This is a genomic window from Streptomyces noursei (assembly GCF_016917755.1).
Classification (GTDB): Bacteria; Actinomycetota; Actinomycetes; order Streptomycetales; family Streptomycetaceae; genus Streptomyces; species Streptomyces yunnanensis.
Genome location: NZ_CP070326.1, coordinates 8,269,248 through 8,288,272, shown reverse-complemented (window position 1 = coordinate 8,288,272; position 19,025 = coordinate 8,269,248). Strand labels below are relative to the sequence as shown.

At 71.7% G+C, this 19,025-nt stretch carries 16 protein-coding genes and 1 pseudogene; 8 read left to right on the top strand and 9 right to left on the bottom strand.

What is annotated here, in order from left to right:
- The first annotated feature begins 31 nt into the window (after positions 1 to 31).
- Positions 32 to 973 (top strand): NAD-dependent epimerase/dehydratase family protein, encoded by a 942-nt coding sequence (locus JNO44_RS35920; protein WP_205368195.1) that lies wholly within the window; start codon positions 32 to 34, stop codon positions 971 to 973.
- 59 nt (positions 974 to 1,032) lie between these two features.
- Here the strand turns inward: JNO44_RS35920 and JNO44_RS35915 are convergent, their stop codons facing one another.
- The 3 genes and pseudogenes from JNO44_RS35915 to JNO44_RS44050 form a co-directional block, all read right to left on the bottom strand.
- Positions 1,033 to 2,079 (bottom strand): methyltransferase, encoded by a 1,047-nt coding sequence (locus JNO44_RS35915; protein WP_205368193.1) that lies wholly within the window; start codon positions 2,077 to 2,079, stop codon positions 1,033 to 1,035.
- Between the two features lie 368 nt (positions 2,080 to 2,447).
- Positions 2,448 to 3,098: an RraA family protein gene (locus JNO44_RS35910; RefSeq protein WP_205371135.1), complete on the bottom strand. Its 651-nt coding sequence runs from the start codon at positions 3,096 to 3,098 to the stop codon at positions 2,448 to 2,450.
- A gap of 345 nt (positions 3,099 to 3,443) precedes the next feature.
- Positions 3,444 to 3,617, bottom strand: a pseudogene (locus JNO44_RS44050) (MerR family transcriptional regulator); the annotation flags it as partial.
- A gap of 213 nt (positions 3,618 to 3,830) precedes the next feature.
- Here JNO44_RS44050 and JNO44_RS35900 point away from each other — a divergent pair.
- The gene (locus JNO44_RS35900) at positions 3,831 to 5,375 is read left to right on the top strand and encodes an FAD-dependent monooxygenase (protein ID WP_240167818.1); all 1,545 of its coding nucleotides are present in this window, start codon (positions 3,831 to 3,833) and stop codon (positions 5,373 to 5,375) included.
- A gap of 11 nt (positions 5,376 to 5,386) precedes the next feature.
- Here JNO44_RS35900 and JNO44_RS35895 read toward each other — a convergent pair whose 3' ends face one another.
- Together JNO44_RS35895 and JNO44_RS35890 are read right to left on the bottom strand one after the other, a co-directional pair.
- Complete coding sequence (locus JNO44_RS35895; RefSeq protein WP_205368189.1) at positions 5,387 to 7,042, bottom strand: multicopper oxidase family protein; 1,656 nt, start codon at positions 7,040 to 7,042, stop codon at positions 5,387 to 5,389.
- Between the two features lie 113 nt (positions 7,043 to 7,155).
- The gene (locus JNO44_RS35890; RefSeq protein WP_205368187.1) at positions 7,156 to 7,668 is read right to left on the bottom strand and encodes a hypothetical protein; all 513 of its coding nucleotides are present in this window, start codon (positions 7,666 to 7,668) and stop codon (positions 7,156 to 7,158) included.
- 424 nt (positions 7,669 to 8,092) lie between these two features.
- On the opposite strand from JNO44_RS35890, the gene JNO44_RS35885 reads away from it, so the two are divergent.
- Entirely contained in the window at positions 8,093 to 9,202 is a 1,110-nt protein-coding gene (locus tag JNO44_RS35885; protein WP_275695782.1) for a hypothetical protein, read from the top strand.
- A 43-nt stretch (positions 9,203 to 9,245) separates the two neighbouring features.
- On the opposite strand, the gene JNO44_RS35880 is transcribed toward JNO44_RS35885, so the two are convergent.
- Together JNO44_RS35880 and JNO44_RS35875 are read right to left on the bottom strand one after the other, a co-directional pair.
- On the bottom strand, positions 9,246 to 10,013 hold the full coding sequence (locus tag JNO44_RS35880) for a GNAT family N-acetyltransferase (protein ID WP_205368185.1): 768 nt from the start codon (positions 10,011 to 10,013) through the stop codon (positions 9,246 to 9,248).
- Positions 10,010 to 10,882: a class I SAM-dependent methyltransferase gene (locus JNO44_RS35875; RefSeq protein ID WP_205368183.1), complete on the bottom strand. Its 873-nt coding sequence runs from the start codon at positions 10,880 to 10,882 to the stop codon at positions 10,010 to 10,012. Before JNO44_RS35875 ends, JNO44_RS35880 begins: the two co-directional genes overlap by 4 nt.
- Before the next feature lie 59 nt (positions 10,883 to 10,941).
- Between JNO44_RS35875 and JNO44_RS35870 the strand changes: the two genes are divergently transcribed.
- Positions 10,942 to 12,426 (top strand): N,N-dimethylformamidase beta subunit family domain-containing protein, encoded by a 1,485-nt coding sequence (locus JNO44_RS35870; RefSeq protein ID WP_420882714.1) that lies wholly within the window; start codon positions 10,942 to 10,944, stop codon positions 12,424 to 12,426.
- Here the strand turns inward: JNO44_RS35870 and JNO44_RS35865 are convergent.
- Positions 12,410 to 13,141, bottom strand: a complete 732-nt coding sequence (locus JNO44_RS35865) for an HAD family hydrolase (RefSeq protein ID WP_205368179.1) — start codon at positions 13,139 to 13,141, stop codon at positions 12,410 to 12,412. The genes JNO44_RS35870 and JNO44_RS35865 overlap by 17 nt on opposite strands.
- A gap of 5 nt (positions 13,142 to 13,146) precedes the next feature.
- On the bottom strand, positions 13,147 to 14,310 hold the full coding sequence (locus tag JNO44_RS35860) for a serine/threonine protein kinase (RefSeq protein WP_205368178.1): 1,164 nt from the start codon (positions 14,308 to 14,310) through the stop codon (positions 13,147 to 13,149).
- Positions 14,311 to 14,605: 295 nt separating this feature from the next.
- Between JNO44_RS35860 and JNO44_RS35855 the strand changes: the two genes are divergently transcribed.
- The 4 genes from JNO44_RS35855 to JNO44_RS35840 all read left to right on the top strand — a co-directional run bounded on the left by JNO44_RS35855 (position 14,606) and on the right by JNO44_RS35840 (position 19,023).
- Positions 14,606 to 15,901: an extracellular solute-binding protein gene (locus JNO44_RS35855; protein WP_205368175.1), complete on the top strand. Its 1,296-nt coding sequence runs from the start codon at positions 14,606 to 14,608 to the stop codon at positions 15,899 to 15,901.
- A gap of 5 nt (positions 15,902 to 15,906) precedes the next feature.
- Positions 15,907 to 16,878, top strand: coding sequence for a carbohydrate ABC transporter permease (locus JNO44_RS35850; RefSeq protein WP_205368173.1), 972 nt, complete (start codon positions 15,907 to 15,909; stop codon positions 16,876 to 16,878).
- Positions 16,875 to 17,732, top strand: coding sequence for a carbohydrate ABC transporter permease (locus tag JNO44_RS35845; RefSeq protein WP_205368172.1), 858 nt, complete (start codon positions 16,875 to 16,877; stop codon positions 17,730 to 17,732). Before JNO44_RS35850 ends, JNO44_RS35845 begins: the two co-directional genes overlap by 4 nt.
- A gap of 178 nt (positions 17,733 to 17,910) precedes the next feature.
- Positions 17,911 to 19,023 (top strand): radical SAM protein, encoded by a 1,113-nt coding sequence (locus JNO44_RS35840; RefSeq protein WP_067343873.1) that lies wholly within the window; start codon positions 17,911 to 17,913, stop codon positions 19,021 to 19,023.
- Positions 19,024 to 19,025 lie beyond the last annotated feature (2 nt).

The window sequence follows — 19,025 nt, the reverse complement described above, 5'->3', positions numbered from 1 at the left end:
CGCCCCACCCGCTCCGCGCTACTGTGCGCGCGTGAGTCTTTACGTCGTCGTAGGTTTTGGTCCCGCCGGGGCGGCCACCGCCCGGCTGCTGGCCGGAGCGGGCCATGCGGTTCGGGTCGTCACCACATCGGGCCGAAGCCCGGAGCCGGGCATCGAGCACCTCGCCATGGACGCCACCGACCACGAGCGACTGACCGAGGTCGCCCGGGGCGCGGCGGCCATCTACGGCTGTGCCGCACCGCCCTACCCCCGCTGGGCGCGCGACTGGCCGCCGCTGGCCGCGTCGCTCCGCGCGGCGGCCGAGGCGACCGGGGCCGTCCTGGTCATGCTGGGCAACCTCTACGGCTACGGCCCCGTGGCCGGTCCCATGACGGAGCAGCTGCCGCTCGCCGCGACCGGCCCCAAGGGACGGGTGCGCGCCGCTGTCTGGAAGCAGGCGCGGGACCTGCACGAGCAGGGCCGGATCAAGGCTGTCGAGGTGCGGGCCTCGGACTTCTTCGGCCCTGGCGTGACCGACGGCGGACACCTGGCCGCGCGGGTCATGCCGCGGCTGCTGCGCGGCAAGCCGGTCTCCGCGCTCGGGGATCCTGACGCCCCGCACAGCTGGAGCTATCTCCCCGATGTGGCCAGGGCCCTGGTGGAGGTCGCGGGCGAGGAACGTGCCTGGGGGCGTGCCTGGCACGCGCCGACGGCGCCCGCACTGTCCACCCGGGAGATGGTCGACCGCCTGGCCGCCCGGGCGGGCGTGGGGCCGGTCGCGGTGCGCGGGCTGTCGCCGGCCGTGCTCGGCATCGCGTCGCTCTTCTCCCCGCTGATCCGCGAACTCAAGGAAGTCCGCTACCAGTTCGACCGTCCCTTCGTCGTCGACACCAGCGCGTACGAAGCCGAGTTCGCCGTGCGCGCCACCCCGGTCGCCGCGCAGGTCGAGGCGACGGTGGACTGGTGGCGCGAGCGCCCGGCCACCACCGGCTGACCTCGGCCCGCTACGCCAACCCCGCAGCGGCAGCGGGGAGTTGGCAGACCTGACAGACCCTAGCCCGCGACCGCCTCCACGATGGACGCGAAGGTGGGCGTGGGCAGGATCCGGGTGCGGCGCAGGCCGGCCCGGGAGAAGAGGTCGTCGAGCTCCTTCGGGCCGCGTTCCTTTCCCGTCACGACCGTCATCATCGCCACGTCCAGCGCCTTGCCCGGATGGGGGGCGTTGCCCGGGACGGGGACGGAGTCGACGACCAGGACCTTTCCGTCCGGGGCCAGGCCGTGCCGGCAGGCGGTCAGGATGCGGACGGCCGAGGCGTCGTCCCAGTCGTGCAGCACGTGCTTGAGCACATAGACGTCACCGCCGGCCGGCACGGCGGTGAAGAAGTCGCCCGGTTCGGCGCGCCAGCGGCCGGACAGCTCCGCGGTGTCCAGCACGTGGTCCTGCACGGCCGCCGCCTGGTCCAGCAGCACTCCCGACAGGCCCGGATGACGCAGCAGGATGTGGCGCAGCAACCCGCCCCGCCCGCCGCCGACATCGACCACGGTGCCCCGCTCCGGGAACGGATAGGCGCTCGCCACCAGGTCGTTGATCGGCTCGGAGAACGCCGCCATGCCCGAGTCGAAGAGCTCCCGGGTCTTGGGGGCACCCTGGAGGTACTCGAAGAACGGGGCGCCGAAGACCTTGGCGAAGCCCGGTGCCCCGGTGCGTATGGTCTCGTCGAGCGCCGACGACGAACGCACGAAGATCTCGTCGGTGAGCATCAGCACCGCGTCGCGCAGCGAACCGGGCACCCCGGCGCGCAGGAACTGGGCGGTCGGCGTCAGATGGAATGCGCCGTTGTCGTCCTCGCGGAAGACCTCGCGCGAGGCGAGGTAACGCAGGCAGCGGCGGAGGAAGACGGCGTCGGTGCCGGTGAGCCGGGCGAGTTCGGCGGCGGTGCGGGGGCCGCCGGCCAGATGGTCGGCCAGGTGGTGGAGGGCGGCGGTCCGTAACGCCGCGGAGTACAGATGCCCCAGCGACTGTTCGATCAGATGGGCCGCCCCCGCGTGCGCCGCGGCACCGGTGAGGTCGGGGTGGTCGGTCGGGTTCGGGGTGTTCACCGTCAGCCTCCGGGCAGATGGGTCGGTGAGTCGGGCAGGTGCCCCCTCACTCTTGCCGCGTCCTCCCGCCTCCGGCACCGCCCAGGTGTGGATCTTCGTCTCGGCCTTCCGGCCTAGGGCTTCCCGACATGCCGGCCCAGGGTTCGCGAGGGGAACCGTGTGGTCGATCGGCGGCGGTGTCCGGGAACGGCAGGACCGCCCCCGTCAGCAACGGGGATTCGAGAATGGCGCAGTGCGTGGCGCTCGGCAAGACTGCCAGGCGGGCCGCGGGGCGGGCCGGTCCGTCCCCCGCCGCGGGACTGGGACGAGGGGCATGCCGCTTCGAACGGACCGCTGCCGCCCGCCGGTACGGGCGGGCACGGCCCAGCTCAGCCGACGAACCCCCCGTCCCGCAGGATCTCGTCGATACGGGTGCGGTGCGCCAACTCCCAGGCGTCGAGGGACTCCTCGGCCTCCTTGGCCAGTTTCGCCCGGGCGGCGCCGAGGGCCTCCTCCTGCCGGGCTCGGGGCACCACGACGACGCCCTCCTCGTCCGCGACCACCATGTCGCCGGCGGACACGTCCACCCCGCCGCACCGCACATCGACGTTGAGCGGCTCAACGGCCTTCTTGCTCCCGGGGAACGGGATCACGCCGCGGGCGAAGACGGGGAACCCCATCGCGCGGACCTCCGCGAGGTCGCGGATCAGCCCGTCGGCCACGAACGCCGCGACTCCCCGGCGCTGGGCCACGGCGCAGACGTTGCCACCGGCCAGCGCGTGGTCCAGGTCGCCCGATTCGACGACGATGACCGAACCCGGTGCCGCGCGGTGGATGGCCGCGTGCAGCATGAGGTTGTCGCCGGGTGGGCAGCGCACCGTGAACGCCGGCCCGGCGACCCGCGGCACCATGGACCACAGGGGTCGGATGCCGACGTCCATGACCTGCCCGCGGCCCAGGACGTCCGCGAGCGTGGTCGGCGAGATCTCCCGGAAGGCGTTGGGGGTGGCCGTGGGGGAAGCGGCGTGGTCGTCGTTCATGCTCTTCCTCCGTTCGGGCGGGCTGCGGCGCACGGTAGCACCGGCGCGGAGCGCGTCCGCCGCACCGCGGTCCGGCCGCCGCCGAGGGCTGCTGCGGAGTCCGCCCAGCGCCTCGTTCACGGCGTGGTCGAGTTCCGTGCGCAGCGGCGTGCATTCGCGGACCGGATCGGCCTTCGGGCAGGTCAGCAGGTGGGCGAGGAGGCGTTGGGCGGCCTGCAGATGAGTCATCCGGTCCTTGATCGCCGCGATCGAGGCGGTCAGTACCGCACGGCCCGTCGGCCGGCCGTCGGCCGGACCGTCGCTGATCAGCGCGGCGGTGTCGGTCAGGCTGACCAGACCGCGGTGGTGCAGCCGTTGGACGAGGGCGAGCCGGCGCAGTTCGGCGTGGCCGTAGTAGCGCACGTTCCCCCGGCGTTCGGCCGCCGGGAGGAGCCCCAGGTCGTCGTAGTAACGCAGCGTGGACACCGGCACGTTGAAACAACGGGCGGCCTGACTGATCGAGTAGCGCTCGTCTCCCATGACCTCATGGTGCGCCCGATGTTGCGCTCAAGTCGGCTTGAGCGGGGAGTGTGGTGATCGACCACCGCGCGGCGGAGCGACGGCGAAGCGGTGAAGCCATGGCGTCGTGACGTCGTGACGTCGTGAAGGGAGCGTGCGATGAGTGCCGAATGTGGCAGGGGAACGGAAGCGCAAGGAGCGGGACCGCGAGCCGATGTGCGCGATGTGCGCGATGTGCCTGATGCGCCCGATGTGCCGGTGCTGGTGGTGGGGGCCGGGCCCGTCGGGCTCTCGACGGGGATGTTCCTCGCGCACTGGGGCGTCCGGCCGTTGGTCGTCGACAAGCGGCCGGACGCGATGGCGGCGGTGCCGCGGGCGAGCACCAGCCTGCGCACCCTGGAGCTGTTCCGGGCGATGGGCCTGGGCGCCGCACTGGAGCGGGAGGGCTGGGAGGGCGGCATGCCGATGCGGACCGTCTTCAAGGACAGTGGGTTGGGCAGCACGCTGCACCGCGGAGGTCTGCCGCCCCGCTACGCGAGGCTGGTGGAAAACTGTAGCCCGGTGCCTCCCCGACTCGTCCTGACGCATGATCAGGTGCAGCGGCTGGCCTGGGAGGAGCTGCGCCGACGGGGTGGTGAAGTCCACCTGGGCGTACGGCTGGTGGGGCTCACGCCCGGTGACGACCATGTGCGCGCCCGGCTCGTCGATGTCGCCACCGGCGAGGAATCGGAGATCACCGCCGGCTATCTGATCGGTGCGGACGGGGCGAAGAGCGACGTCCGCACCCGACTGGGCATCACCATGCCCGACCGCACGGTCATCGACCACCTCAACACCGCCTTCTACCGCGCCGACCTGGGGCCCGTACAGCGCGACTGGGGAACCCACGTCTGCTTCGTCCGGAACGACGCCGTATACGCCACCCTGATGTCGAAGAACGGGCGTGACCAGTGGGCCACGCACCTCCTGGACCATCCCGGCAAGCCGCCGGCCGGCCCCTCCGAGCTGACCGAGGACGCGACCCTCGCGCTGCTGCGGTCCGCCATCGGCGACGCGGCGATCCCGATCGAACTGCACGCGGTCAACGCCTGGGAGGCCGCCATCGGCATGGCCTCCGCCTTTCGGCAGGGTCGGGTCTTCCTGGCCGGTGACGCCGCCCATGTGCAGAGTTCGGCCGGCGGCCTCGGCATGAACACCGGCATCCAGGACGGTCACAACCTCGCCTGGAAGCTCGCCGCCGTCCTGCACGGGCACAGCGCCCCCACGCTCCTGGACAGCTACGATCCCGAACGCCGGGCCGCCGCCCGGGCGTCCCTGGCCCTCTCCCGCAATCTCCTCCAGGGGTACCAGGCATTGGACGGCGATCCCAACGACCTCTACGACAAGCTCGCCGTCGACTACCTGCGCGCAATGATGTTCTACGGATACCCGCCGCACGGCACCGTCACGGGTCCGGGCCCGGACCCCCTGGACGACATCATCCGTCCCGGCCACCGCTTCCCCCACCGCTGGCTCAACACCCCACCCCACAGCCGGACATCGACCCTGGACCTGATCGGTTCGCGCTGGACGCTGTTCACCGCGGCGGACCTCCCGCGCTGGCGCGCTGCGGCCGCCCCTCTGGGGCTGAAACCGCAGCGCGTCCACAAACTCGGCGCACCGCACGCGAGCGACCTTGCCGTCGGGGACGATGCCGTACTGGTGCGACCCGACGGCTTCGTGGCCTGGCGTGGTACCACGGAGGAAGCCCTACGGGCCGCGCTCCGCGAGGGGCGGTAGCCGCCCCCGCGTCATGCTGTGCGATAGGCGAGCAGCCCCATCATCCCGCTCTCGCCGTGATAGGCGTTGTGACAGTGGATCAGCCACTGACCGGGGTTGTCCGCGTCGAAGTCGCAGGTGACCGTCGCGCCCGGCAGGACGATGACGGTGTCCTTGCGGGGACCGTTCGCTCCGAGTTGGTAGGTGTGCCCGTGCAGATGCATGGGGTGCCACATGTCGGTGGAGTTGACGAACTCCAGCCGGACCCGCTGGCCGCCCTCCACGGCGAACGGATGGGCGTCCGCGTCATTCATGTCGAACCGCCGCCCGTTCAGCGCCCAGTCGTACTTCGCCATCCCACCGGTCAGCTTGATGCGATGGGTGACGTCCGGCTGACGGGCCTTCAGTCGGACGTCCTCGGCGGGCCGCAAGGCGGACGCGGTCGGGATCCGGCCGTTGAGTTCCCCGGGCCGCACGGCGGCGGACGGGGCGCGGCCCGAGCCGGTCCGCACCAGGGCCAGGCCGGCGGCCCCCTTGCCCTCGGCCAGCGCGACGAGCGGGAAGACGCCGTCGCCGAGCGTGACCAGGGCGTCGTAGCGCTCACCGGGGCCGATCAGGAGGGCGTCGGCGGGCTCGTGGGTGAGGGGATAGCCGTCGGCGTGGGTGACGGTCAGCCGGTGTCCGCCGAGGGCGACGCGGAAGGCGGTGTCCCCACCGGCGTTGATGATCCGCAGCCGCAGTTTCCGGCCTGGCTTGCCCTGGTACGTGGCCGGCGCGGCCGGGACGCGGCCGTTGATCAGGTAGTGCGGGTACTTCACATCACCGGCGTCCCCGCCCAACAGGGGGCTGGTCGCGCCCATCAGCATGAACGGGTCGTCCATGCCCGCGCCCATCCCGCCTCCCGCGCCCATGTCCGTGCCCGCATCCATGTCCATGCCGGGCATCCCCGCCATGCCCTGCATGCCGTCCATGCCGTCCATGCCGTCCATGTCGCCGTGCGCGCCCGTCTTCCCGTTGCCTCCGTGGGACGACGACCCGTGATCCATGCCTCGTTGCAGGGCGGCGAGCGCCTGGTCCGGGGTGCCGGTGACGCCGTCGAGCCAGTCGTCGAGTACGACGACCCACTCGTCGTCGTACCGCAGCGGCTCGTGCGGGTCCTCGACGATCAGCGGACCGTACAGGCCGCGGTCCAACTGGACGCCGACGTGCGGATGGAACCAGTACGTGCCGGGAGTCTCGGCGACGTAGCGGTAGGTGAAGGACCCGCCGGCCGCCACGGCCCGCTGGGTGACGGGCGGCACGCCGTCCATGTCGTTGCGCAGGGCGAGGCCGTGCCAGTGGACGGAGGTGCTCTGTGGAAGGTGGTTGGCGAGGTCGGCGACGAGTGTGTCGCCCGCGGTGAGCCGGATCTCCTTGCCCGGCAGCGCACCGTCGAAGCTCCAGGTCCGCACGGCCTTCCCGGCACCCAGGTCGACCGTGCCGGCGGTCGCGGTGAGCCGGACCCGGTGCTCCCGACCGGAGTGGCGCCGCTCCTTCTCGGTGGCCGCCACGGCCGGCCCGGACGGGCTGAGCAGGGTCGGCGCGGGCCGGGCGGAGCCCTGGCCGTCGCCGGAGCAGGCGGTGAGCAGGCCGGCGCCTGCCGCGCCCAGGCCCGCCAGCAGAACGGAGCGTCGGTTGAGCGTGTTCATGGGGTGGTGTCCTTACGCAGATGTGCCCGGCGCGGCGGCGCGCGCACCGTCGGGGTGCGCAGCGCGCGGGCGCCGTGGGAAAAGGCCGAGGTGGGGGAGGGAGGACGGTCGGCCTACATGCGAAGGACGGAGAGGGACACCGGATCGGGCGGGGCGGGCCCGCGGGCCGGGCCGGCGCCCGACCGGCAGGAGGGCGTGGGCCCAGGCGCGCGGACCTGGCCGAGCAGCGGTGGCGGCGGGACCAACTGCTCGGCCCGCACGTCGTACGACGAGCAGTGCGCCCCGCCGTCGTGCCCGTGCCCGGACTGCGCTTCACCGGACCGCGCCCGGTCGGGTCGAGCGAGCCGGGGCCGGCTGTGACCGGGGCCCGCCCGGTGGGGTGCGGCGACAGCAACGGGCACCATCGGCCGGGCGGACGGGACCGGATTCCGGGACGGCATCGGCTGCGCGGAGGGGACCGACGGCATGGCCGCCATCGGCTGCGCGGACGAGGCCGGCTGCATGGCCGCCATCGGCGCGCAAGTGTCGGGCAGGCCGTGGTGGGCGATCACGGAAAGGGCCAGCCAGACGAGGGCGAGCAGCACCGTCGCCCGACGACCGCCCCGCGCATCCGAACGCGTCCGCACGGTACGGCTGATCGCCCGTCCCCGAGCCGTTCTCCGCATGCGCAGGCGCACGATCCTCCCCTCCCTCCCACGTCACGGACTGCCGGGCCGCCTCACGTACGACTCCGCGCCCCGACGCTCGACGATACCCCCCAGGGCTATGGGCGAGACGGCGGCCTCCCCCCGTACCGTTCGTCCGACTGTGCTTCCGCCTGATCTTCGGTCGACGGTCGGACGACGGACGGGCGACGGTTGGATTGCGCCTCCGTCGGTCGGTGTACGGGGCGGCAGGGATCGGATTCGGCCACTCTCTCCTCGGCATGGCAGGCGGTGCGCGGTGATCTGCCACGATGTGGCGGCCCGACAGCGGTGGCCGTGCGATGCCTGTGTGCGATGTCTGCGCGGACGCCGCGGAACGTCTCCGCGAGACGAGAGGAGTGGCCCGGTGAGCAGAGCTTCCCTCAGTTCGGCCGTGATGACCCACCCGGTGCGCGAGGAGCAGGCCGCGGCGCTCGCCGCCCGGCTGGGGCTCGGGGGGCTGGCGCTGGACCCGGACCCGGGTGGACCGCCGTCCGCGCTGCGCACCGCGCTGGTGGCCTGGGCGGCGCGGGCGGCGGACGCCGGGCACCACCTGGTCGTGCAGGACGACGTGGCCGCACCGCCCGAGCTGCTGGAGCTGGTGGCCGGATCGGTGGCGCGGTTTCCGGACGAGGCGTTGATCTTCTACACCAACTGGCATGCCCGGAACGGCGCCGCGGCCCGGCTGGCGGCGCTGGCGGGGGCCGGATGGGTGCGGGCCGTGCCGGAGGAGTTCGCGCCGACGTTGGCCATCTGCCTGCCCGTGCGCACGGCGGACGCGTTCCGGGCGTTCGCCGCGGACAGCGCCGAGCGGCACGACGACGAGGTGATGGCGACCTTTCTGCGGGCCGAGGGGCGCTCGGGGCTGCTGGCGGTGCCGAGCGTGGTCGAGCACATCGGGACGAGCAGCATCAACGGGCACGCCGCACAGGGGATCCGGCTGGCGGTGTGCCCGGTGGGGGCGGCGGAGGCGCGCCCGCTGCTCGACCGCGGATGGCTGCTGGAGGAGTTGGACTGGTTGCCGTACATGCGGTACGGCGAGGGGTACGTGCGGCCGGCCGGACACGAGCGGAGCGCCGATCCCCGGCGGCATCTGCGGTGGACCGAGGCATTGCCGGAAACCGGCCTGACGGAGGGTCAAGTTCGGGACGTGGTGCGGCGGCACCGGCCCGAGGCCGCCGCGGCGGCCGTGGGCCGGCTGTTCGGCGCCGCCTTCGCGGACGAACTGTGGGTCCACTGCCTGCTGTTGGGGCGGCAGGCCGAGGACGCCGCCCGCCGGCACGCGGCCCAGCGGGCGGCGGCCGGGCCGACCGGGGAGGCCGGCGCCCGGGTCCGGGCCGCCGCACTGTCCACGGTCGGCCCGGCCGGTCTGCCGCCCGAGCGGCGGCCCGAGGTGGTCCCGGACCATGCCGCGCTGATGGCGGCGTACGCGGAGAGCGCCGTGCGGTGCGGCGGTGCGCTGCTGGGGCGCTTCTGACGGCGGATGTCCGCGGCGTCCACGGAGATCCGTCAGAAGCACCCTACGTCGGTGCCTGGCCGTGGTCGCGGACGTCGTGGGTGATCCAGACGCAGGGTTCCCAGTACGCGCCGCGGTCGTGGTGGTGGTCGATGTCGAGGAGGGCGAGTCCGCCGGGGAAGACATAGCGGCCGTCGTCGGGGAAGGACATCCGGGTCCACGCCTCCCATTCGGCGACGGTGCCGGTGATGCGGGAGGACTCGGCCACCGCCGCGGCGATGGTGCCGCCCTGGCGCACCTGCGTGCGGATCCAGGGGTCGAACGGGGCGCCGTCGGGGCGGGTCCAGGTCGCGTAGCGCTCGATGGGGACGAGCGGGTAGCGGTCCTTCCAGGTGGGGCGGACCGGGACGACCACGTGGGAGAGCCCGGCGGCGCGGGCCATGGCCGCCATGTGCGCCAGGAGGCGGGCCGAGTACCCCTTGCCCTGGTGGGCGGGGGAGATCTCGATGCCCAGGGCGCACAGGGCGTTCGGCGCCGCCCCGTTGTCGTGGTCGCGGAAGGCCGCCTCGATGGAGGCGTCGAGGCCGGTGCCGAGGCCCTCGGGGGTGCCGTCCCAGGTGCGGGGGAGGGTGCGGCCGGCGCCCAGGACGGTGTCGGTCGCGGTGTCGTGCAGGAGGAACTGGTGGTCCGGGAAGTCGCTGAACAGCCGGTTCCAGAAACCGGAGTTGATATCACCGTGCAGGTTGTATTCCGGGACCACTCCGGCGAATTCTCCGGTGAGCCGGTCCCACAATTCCGGCCGTTGGGTGTGATGGACGAACTGGAGCGTCATACGGCACCCTCCCGGGGATCTGCGGCGGGCTTCTCCGCGGCCCAGACGATGACCAGCGGAATTCCTTCCCAGGCGGCCCGGGCGGCATCCGCGATGGATTCCTCGTAACCCCCGGGCGCCAGCCGGCCGTTGAAGGTCGGCTCGTGGCATTCCCGCACGGTCAGTCCGGCGGCATGGAAAGCATCGAGATAGCGGCCGGGTAGGTGCACGTGATTGCGGACGAAGGCCAGACGGTCCGTGTCGTGCACGAAGACGCACTGGCCCTGGAGAGAGATGACGAACGGGTGAATGTCGGAGAGGATGATCCGGCCGCCGGGGCGGAGCACCCGGGCCAGTTCCGCGATCCCCGTCGAAACGTCCGGGAGGTGCGTCATGGCCAGGGAGCAGACCGCGAGATCGACGCTCCCGTCGTCGAGCGGGAGGTCTTCCAACCAGCCCCGTCGGAATTCCGCGTCGGGCACCTTGCGGCGGGCGTGTGCCAGCATTTCGGGCGACTGGTCGACGCCGATGGTGCGATAGCCGCGGGCGGCCAGTGCGGCGGTCTGGCGGCCGGTGCCGCAGGCCGCGTCCAGCGCGGTGCCCACCGGGCCGCGGTCCAGCAACCCGTGCACCACCGGCTCCTCGACTTCGATGTACGAGCTGGGCAGCGAGTCGTAGCGGGCGGCCCAGGAGGCGTAGCCGGCCGCCGCGTCCAGTTCGCCGACCGCCGTCCCGCCGTCCGGAAGCGCCGCGCCCGGACCCGTCGTGAGGGCGCGGACTTCCTCGATCCGGGCCTTCAGGAAATTCTCGTCGGCGTCCATCGCATGGCGCAGCAGGGCCAGTCCTTCGATGCCCAGCATGAGTTCGCGTACCCGGAATTCCTTGTCCATTTCGATCGATCTCCGTTGGCTGGAAGGGCTGTTGTCGGTGCTGTGTCCGCGCTCCTAGCATGACGCGGATGATCGAGGGATATATGGAACGTGAGAGCGTGACAGTCGGTCGACGTCTCGGATTTCATGTGTCGACGGACGCCGAGGAATTTCGCGTCCGTTTCTATCGCTTGGGGAGGGAACTTTCCTTCATGGCGGAGGCCGGGCCCTATCCGGGTGTGTCGGCCGCTCCGCCGCCCCACCCGGACGGCGTCCCGGAGCACGCCTCGCCCGCCGTGGACTGGAATTGGCCGCCGTATCACCACACCGTTCCCGAGGACTGGCCACCGGGAATCTACCTCGCCCATTTCGTCGCGGGGACGGAGCCGCAGGCCCGGCGCGTGCCCTTGCTCGGCGAATCCGACATCGAGGGTTTCGAGCGGGAGTTCTTCGTCGTCCGGCCCCGCCGGGCCGGTGCGACCGGGGCCCGGATCCTCTACAAGAAATCGACGTACACCCGGCACGCGTACAACCGCGCCGACCGGGCGGACGTCCAGCGGGCCGCCAGTCTCTACGACCACCCCGTCCACCGGCAGGCCGGTCCGGACGGGCCGCGCGGCCACCGCCTCAGCCTGCACCGACCCGGCGGGGTCATCGATCTTGCCTACTGGGACGCGCCGTTCATCGCCTGGCTGGAGCGCAGCGGCTACCCCGTCGAGTACTGCACCGACCTCGACCTGCACGAGGAACCGGGGCTGCTGGCCCCCTACCGGCTGCTGCTCAGCGTCGGGCACGACGAGTACTGGAGCGCGGCGATGCGCGACCACGTCGCGCAGTTCGTCCGGGACGGCGGGAACGTGGCGTTCCTGAGCGCCAACACCTGCTGGTGGCGGGTCCATCCGGTGGACGGGAACAGCGCGTTCGTCTCCGACACCGACCACCACGTCGGCGAGGAGTATCCGCACCTCCCGGCGACCGACCAGTGGTGGCCGGCCCCGCCGGACGGCGTCGGCGAGCCGGAGAACACCCTGACCGGCGTCAGCTTCCGCAACGGCGGGATGTGGCCGGGCGACTGGCCCGGCGACCGGCCGCGCGACGGCTACCGGGTGCAGCACGCGGACCACTGGGTGTACGAGGGCACCGGGCTGCGGGACGGTTCCGAGGGCGGGCCGGCCGATGCCCTGGGTGCCGGGACGCCGCTGATCGGCTACGAGTGCGATGGCGCGGCCTTCGCCCGGGACGCGAACGGCGTGGCGCACGCCACCGGGGTGGACGGCACGCCCGAGTCCTTCCTCATCTTGGGGATCTACCTCCTCGATCCGGTGCACGACGACTTCCACCACCTGAAATGGGGGCATTGGAACTGCCCGGCGCGCGAACCGGCGATCACCGGTCCGCGCGCCGCCACCATGGGGCTCTACACCGCCGGCGGCACGGTGTTCACGGCCGGGACCACCGACTGGCCGGTGATCTGCGGCCGGGAACTGGACGCCGGCGTCGTGCGGGTGACCCGCAACGTCCTGGACCGGCTCGCCGGCCCGGGGCCGACTACACCAGAGCGCTGAGCGCGGTCAGCGAGGCGATGCGCGCGGCCCCGTCCGGAAGCGACGGGGCCGCGCCCGCCACCACCCGGTCCGGGCGCCACAGGTGCACCGCCCGCATCCCGTACGCCAGCGGTCCCGCCACGTCCGACTCCCACATGTCGCCCACGAACACGGCCTGTTCGGGGCGGAGTCCGCACTGGTCCAGCACCGTCCGGTAGATGAGGGGGTGCGGTTTGCGGGCGCCGGCGCGGGCCGAGGTGACCGCGATGTCGACCAGCTCGGCGATCCCGACGCCCTCGATGGCGCGGTCCAGGTCCCAGAACCAGTTGGAGCAGACGGCCACCGTCAGGCCCCGGGCGCGCAGCCCGGCCAGCGCAGCCGGGACGTCGTCGAACAGGGCCAGTCGCAGGTCCTTCATCGCCCGGTCGAGGTCGGCGGCCAGCGGGCCGGCCGCCGCCCCGGGGACGCCGCAGGCCAGTGCCCGCCGTCGCAGTCGGTCCAACTCCCAGGCGTGGTACGCCCGTTCGCTGGTGGAGTGCGCGGTGTGCTCCTCGCCGTCCCGGGGGCCGACAGCCCACTGGTCGCCCCATTTGTCGGCGGCCTCGACCAGCCCCCGGCGCAGGAAGAACGACCGGTGGCTGGGCGGCAGCGGCTCGACCAGCCGGACCAGCGTGCCGTAGAAGTCGAGGATCACGCCCCGGACGGCGCCCTGGCGGGGCGGGGACTGGGCCGACACCGGCCTCAGTACCGTCCGTAGCGGTGCGGGAAGTAGTCCTCCAGCTGCCCGTCCCGTTCGATGTCGAAGGTGGCGCAGTGCAGCCCGCCGCCGAACGGCCCCACCGCGCGGAACGGCACCGGCACGATCTCGAAGCCGTAGCCGGACAGCTGGTCGGCGAGCGCGACTTCCTTCTCCTCGATGCACAGGGTGTCGGGGCCGAGGTTGAGCATGTTGCCGGCCAGCCACGGGCTGCAGTACGACAGCTTGGGCGGATGGTCCCAACTCGCCGGCTGCACCGCCTCGACGATCTCCCAGTCGTTGCGCCGGAAGAACTCCATCAGCTCGGCGTCCGCCAGCCGCTCACCGCAGTGCAGCACCAGTCCGGGCCGCAGCGGCACCCAGGTGGCGTCGATGTGCAGCGGATGGGTGTTGGTGGAGGTGACCGCGTGCACCCGGTGGTCGGGGAAGTGCCGTTTCAGCCACTGGTAGCCGCTGCGGTTGGTGACGAACGACAGCTGGACGAAGAGGTCCTTGCCGAACCGGGCGATGTCCGCCGCGTCGAACAGCGGCTCCTCCTCGGTCAGCACCAGGTCGTAGTCCCGCACCCGCGCCAACTGCACGTCCGTGGGCAGGGTGTTGTAGGTGTCCCAGAACCCCGGATTGTAGGAGGCGTCGGTCAGCCGGGGCTTGGGAGCCGCCTCCCAGCGCATGTGCGGGTCGGCCTTGAAGATCCCCTGGAGGAGCGGCCGGTAGCAGAGGTACTCGAACCAGCGGCTGCGGTACGACATGGTGGCTTCGAGGATCTCGTTGCCGACGGTCAGCAGCAGATCGCGCGGTGGCATACAGCCGGACATGGTCTCCTGGGTCCAGTCCGGCGTGCTGACCTGCTGGTTGAAGTCCACGGGGGCCGGGCGATCGACACGGATGCCGCGGCGCCGCAGCAACTCGGCGAAGTTGTCGAGCTGTTCGTTGGCCTCCGCGGTCATCTCGGCCGGCATCGGGCCGTAGGTGCCCAGCGGGAAACCGTCGTCGGGGAAGTCCCGCCGGATCGCGGGCTCGGGGGCCTGCACCACCGTGTTGTCGGCGCGTCCGACGACGACGTGCCGCAGGGGATCCCAGCCGTTCCAGGAGTTGACCTTCACCGGGCGGGTGGCCGGATCTGCGGCCGGCGTGCCGTACTCAGTCACGTGCAAACCCTTCGATAGGGGACGTGGGAGACACCCGAGCAAAACTGAGGCAGCAGGGGCGGCACCGTCAAGAGCCGATCATTGAGGCAGCGCGCCTTTTGCGTCAAAACAGCGATGCCTTTGCTCCGGTGAACTCAAGATCGGAATGCGGTCCGGCCTGCCGGGCGCCCGTTCACGGATTCCCCGGCCGTACAGTTCCGGCCGTCGGATTATCTGGCCGGAAAGCCTCCCCGAGGTGAGAGATCGGATACCGGGGGTAGATACAGCCGGTTCCGACAACCCGACGGAGGAGATCATGGCCGAGCGCATCTCCCGTTTGGCGGCGGGCCTGGGAGCGATGGTCCTGATGGGCGCGATGGCCGGCTGCGGTGGCGGCAAACCGGTCGCCGCCGCGGACCGCACGGGGGAGCTCACGGTCTGGCTGACCGTGGACGCCCAGGAGAGCTGGCCGGATCTGGTGAACGAGGTCAACGACCGCTTCCGGAAGACCTATCCCAAGGTCAAGGTCACCGTGCAGTACCAGCAGTGGACCACGAAGAACCAGAAGATCGACGCCGCACTGGCCGGTCGCAAAGTCCCCGACGTGATCGAAATGGGCAACAGCGAGACCACCAATTACATCGTCAACGGGGCCTTCGCCGCCGTCGATCCGGCGAAATTCGACCACTCCGCGGAATGGCTACCGGCACTGCGCGATGCCTGCCGGAACGACGGCAAGACCTACTGCGTCCCGTATTACGTCGGCGCCCGGGTGGGAATCTACCGCACCGATCTGCTCGCCCAGGTCGGCGTGACCCGGGCACCGCGCAGCTATATCGAACTCCGTGCCGATCTCGACAAACTCAAGGCGAAGTTCGGCGCCACCGACAAGAATTTCTCGGCCTTCTACATGCCCGGCCGCTACTGGTACGCGGCGATGGCCTTCGTCAAGGACGCCGGCGGCGAGATAGCGGCGCGCGGAAAAGACGGCCGCTGGCACGGCGCGCTCTCCTCCGCCCATTCCGTCGCCGGACTCACCACCTGGAAGGACCTCCTCGACTCCTATTACACCGGCGACCGTTCCAAGGACAACGGCGACGAACCGGCGGTCGTCGGCCAGGGCAAGGTCGGCATGTTCTACGGCAACACCTGGGAGGCCAAGGCCGCGACCGACAGCAGGTCGGGCGGTGACCCGGCGCTGCGCGGGAAGTTCGGCACATTCGCCTTCCCCGGCCCTTCCGGCAAGATGATGCCGTCGTTCCTGGGCGGCTCCACCCTGGCCGTCCCCGCCAAGTCCGAGAACCAGGACCTGGCCCAGGACTGGATCCGGCTGTTCACCGACCGCACCTCCCAGCGCCGCCTGATAGCCGCCGACACCCTGCCCAACAACACCGCCCAGCTCAAGGAAGTGGCCGCCGACAGCGTCAACGGCCCCGCCGCACAGGCCGCCACCCGCGGCTGGGTGACCCCACTGGCCCCCGGCTGGGGAGCCGTCGAGAAGTCCAACGTCCTCCAGGAGATGCTCCAGGACATCGCGACCGGGAAACAGTCGGTGCCGGACGCCGCGCGGGCCGCGGACCGCCGCATCGACGCCGTGATCAACGAGAACTGACGGCGGTGGGGAGCGTGGAACTGCCCGGACCGCCCCGCGCCGTCCGGCCGCCGCGACCGGCCCGGGCACCCCGCCCGCGGCGCACCATCCGGCGCCGGGCGCTGCCGTATCTGCTGATCGCGCCGACCGTGCTCGCCCTCGCCGCGGTCCTCGGCTACCCGCTCGTCGACCTGGTGATGCTGTCCTTCCAGGACATGACCCGGCGCGAACTGTTCTCCGGGGCCACGCCGCCGTGGGCCGGGCTGGCCCACTACCGCTCGATCCTCTCCGACGGCTTCTTCTGGACCGTCGTCGGCCGCACCGCCCTGTTCACCGTCGCCTGCGTCGCGGCCACGATGGTGCTGTCGCTCCTGGTGGCGCTGCTGATGCGACGGGTCTCACGATGGGTGCGGACGGTCATGACCGGCGTCCTGGTCGCCGTCTGGGCCATGCCGGTCATGGTCGCCGCCTCCATCTTCCGCTGGCTCTCGGACGCCGATTACGGCGTCGTCAACTGGCTCCTCGGCCTGCTGCCGGGGCTCGACTTCAGCAAGCACAACTGGTTCGAGAACCCCTGGCAGGGCTTCGCCGTCATCACCGGCGTGGTGGTCTGGGGCGCCGTCCCGTTCGCCGCACTGACCCTGCAGGCCGCGCTCAGCCAGGTGCCGGCCGAACTGGAGGAGGCGGCACTGGTCGACGGCGCGCGCCCCGGCCAGCTGTTCCGGCACGTCACCTGGCCGGTGATCAAACCGTCCGCCGTCCTGGTCACCTCGCTGTGCGCCATCTGGGACTTCGGGGTGTTCAACCAGATCTGGCTGATGCGCGGCGGCCAACCGGAGAAGGACTACTACCTGCTCGGCGTCTACTCGTTCATCGAGTCCTTCGCCGTCAACCGCTACAGCGCCGGCGCGGCCATCGCCGTCCTCACCGTCCTGATGCTGCTGGGCGGCGCGGTCGTCTACGTGCGTCAGCTCGTCCACCTGGGAGCGGCCGAGTGAACACAGCCCCCCGTACCGGCAACGCCCCCGGCCGCCGACGACGGCGCGCGACGGCGAACGCCCTCGGCCTCGCCCTCAGCGCGCTGATGGCCTTCCCGCTCTACTGGATGCTGCTCACCGCGTTCCGCCCGGCCACCGAGATCCACGCCGATCCGCCGCACTTCTGGCCCGACCACCTGACGCTGGAACACTTCCGCCGCGCCCTGAGCACCCCGACCTTCTGGGCCAACGTCCGCTCCAGCGTCCTGATCGGCGTCGGCACCGTGCTGGTCTCCCTGTTGATCGGCACCCTCGCGGCCTTCGCCCTCGCCCGCTTCTCGTTCGCCGGGCGCAAGGCCCTGGTCCTGATCATCCTCGGCGTTCAGATGATCCCGCTGGCCGGCCTGATCATCCCCGTCTACCTGCTGCTGAGCGACGCCGGACTGACCGACAGCCTGCCCGGTGTCATCCTCACCTACCTCGTCTTCATGCTGCCGTTCACGGTCTGGCTGCTGCGCGGCTTCATCGCCGCCGTCCCGGTGGAGCTGGAGGAGGCCGCGATGACCGACGGCTGCACCCGCCTGGGAGCCTTCCGCCGGGTCGTCCTCCCGCTGCTCGCCCCGGGCCTGGTGGCGACCTCCATCTACGCCCTGGTCCAGGCGTGGAACGAGTACGTCCTCGCCTACGTCCTGCTCTCCAGCAACGACAAGCAGACCCTCAGCATCTGGCTGCTGTCCTTCCAGACCAGCTTCGGCACCGACTACGGCGGACTGATGGCCGGCGCCACCCTCACCGCGCTGCCCGTCGCGGTCTTCTTCGCCCTCGTCCAGCGGCGGATCGGCGCGGGCCTGGCCACCGGCGCGGTCAAAGGGTGAGCCGCCGAAGACGGGACGCCGCTCCCGCGCAGGCCGGCCGCCGCTGAGCCGCCGGGCGCCCCGGCCGCCCGGCACGACCGCCCCGCCGGGCACGCCGCCCCAGAGCCATGTCGCACGCACTCGACCGGCGGACCGACGTCCGTCGGTATACGGAACCTCCGACAATGCAGGAGAACACGTGACGTTCGACCGTCTCGACCTGGTGTCCAAGCTGTACCAGCCGGCCGGTTGGCCGCGGATCCTCGAAGCCGCCACCGGGACCCGCTCCAGCGGCCCGCTGGTCGTGGACCTGGACCCGACGACCTTCTGCGACCTGGCGTGCCCCGAATGCATCAGCGGGAAGCTGCTCAACCAAGGACGCTTCACCCCCGAACGGCTCGCCGAACTGGCCGGCGAACTCGTGGAGATGAAGGTCCGGGCGGTGGTCCTGATAGGCGGCGGGGAACCGCTCGCCCACCGGGGCACCCGCCAGGTCCTACGCGTCCTGGGCGAGGCCGGCATCGCCATCGGTGTGGTCACCAACGGCACCCTGATCAAACAGAACCTGGCCGAACTCGCCGCCTACGCCTCCTGGGTACGGGTGTCCATCGACGCCGGGACCAGCGAGACCTATCGGCGCTTCCGCCCCGACCGCAAGGGCCGCAGCGTCTTCGACAAGGTCATCGCCAACATGCGGCTGCTGGCCGAGGCCAAGCGCGGCGCCCTGGGCTACTCGTTCCTCGTGATGAGCCGCCAGGAGCCGGACGGCACCGTCGTCAGCAACCACCACGAGGTCCTGGAGGCGGCCGAACTCGCCCACGACATCGGCTGCGACTACTTCGAGACCAAGGCGATGTTCGACGACGGACACCACGTCATCCAGGTGCCGGACGAGGTCCTCGCCTCCGTGGAGGAGCAGCTCGCCAAGGCCGCCGTCTTGACCGGCGACGCCTTCGAGATCGTCAACTCCTCGACCCTGACGTCGCTGCGCAACCGGGTCGGGCCCGTCCAGGACAAGGACTACCACCGCTGCCGGGTCGCCGAGCTGCGGACCCTGGTGACCCCGTCCGGCGTCTACGTCTGCTCCTACCACCGGGGTAACGCCGGGGCCCGGATCGGGGACGCGGTGACCGAGCGCCTCCCCGAGATCTGGCGGACCTCGGACCGCGGCATCGTCGACCCCAGCCGGGACTGCCGCTTCCACTGCGCCCGCCACCGCTCCAACCTCGAACTCGACCGGATCGGGACCGGAACGGCGGCGGGAACGCTGGCCGCACCGGAACCCGGCACGGACTACGACCCGTTCATCTAGCG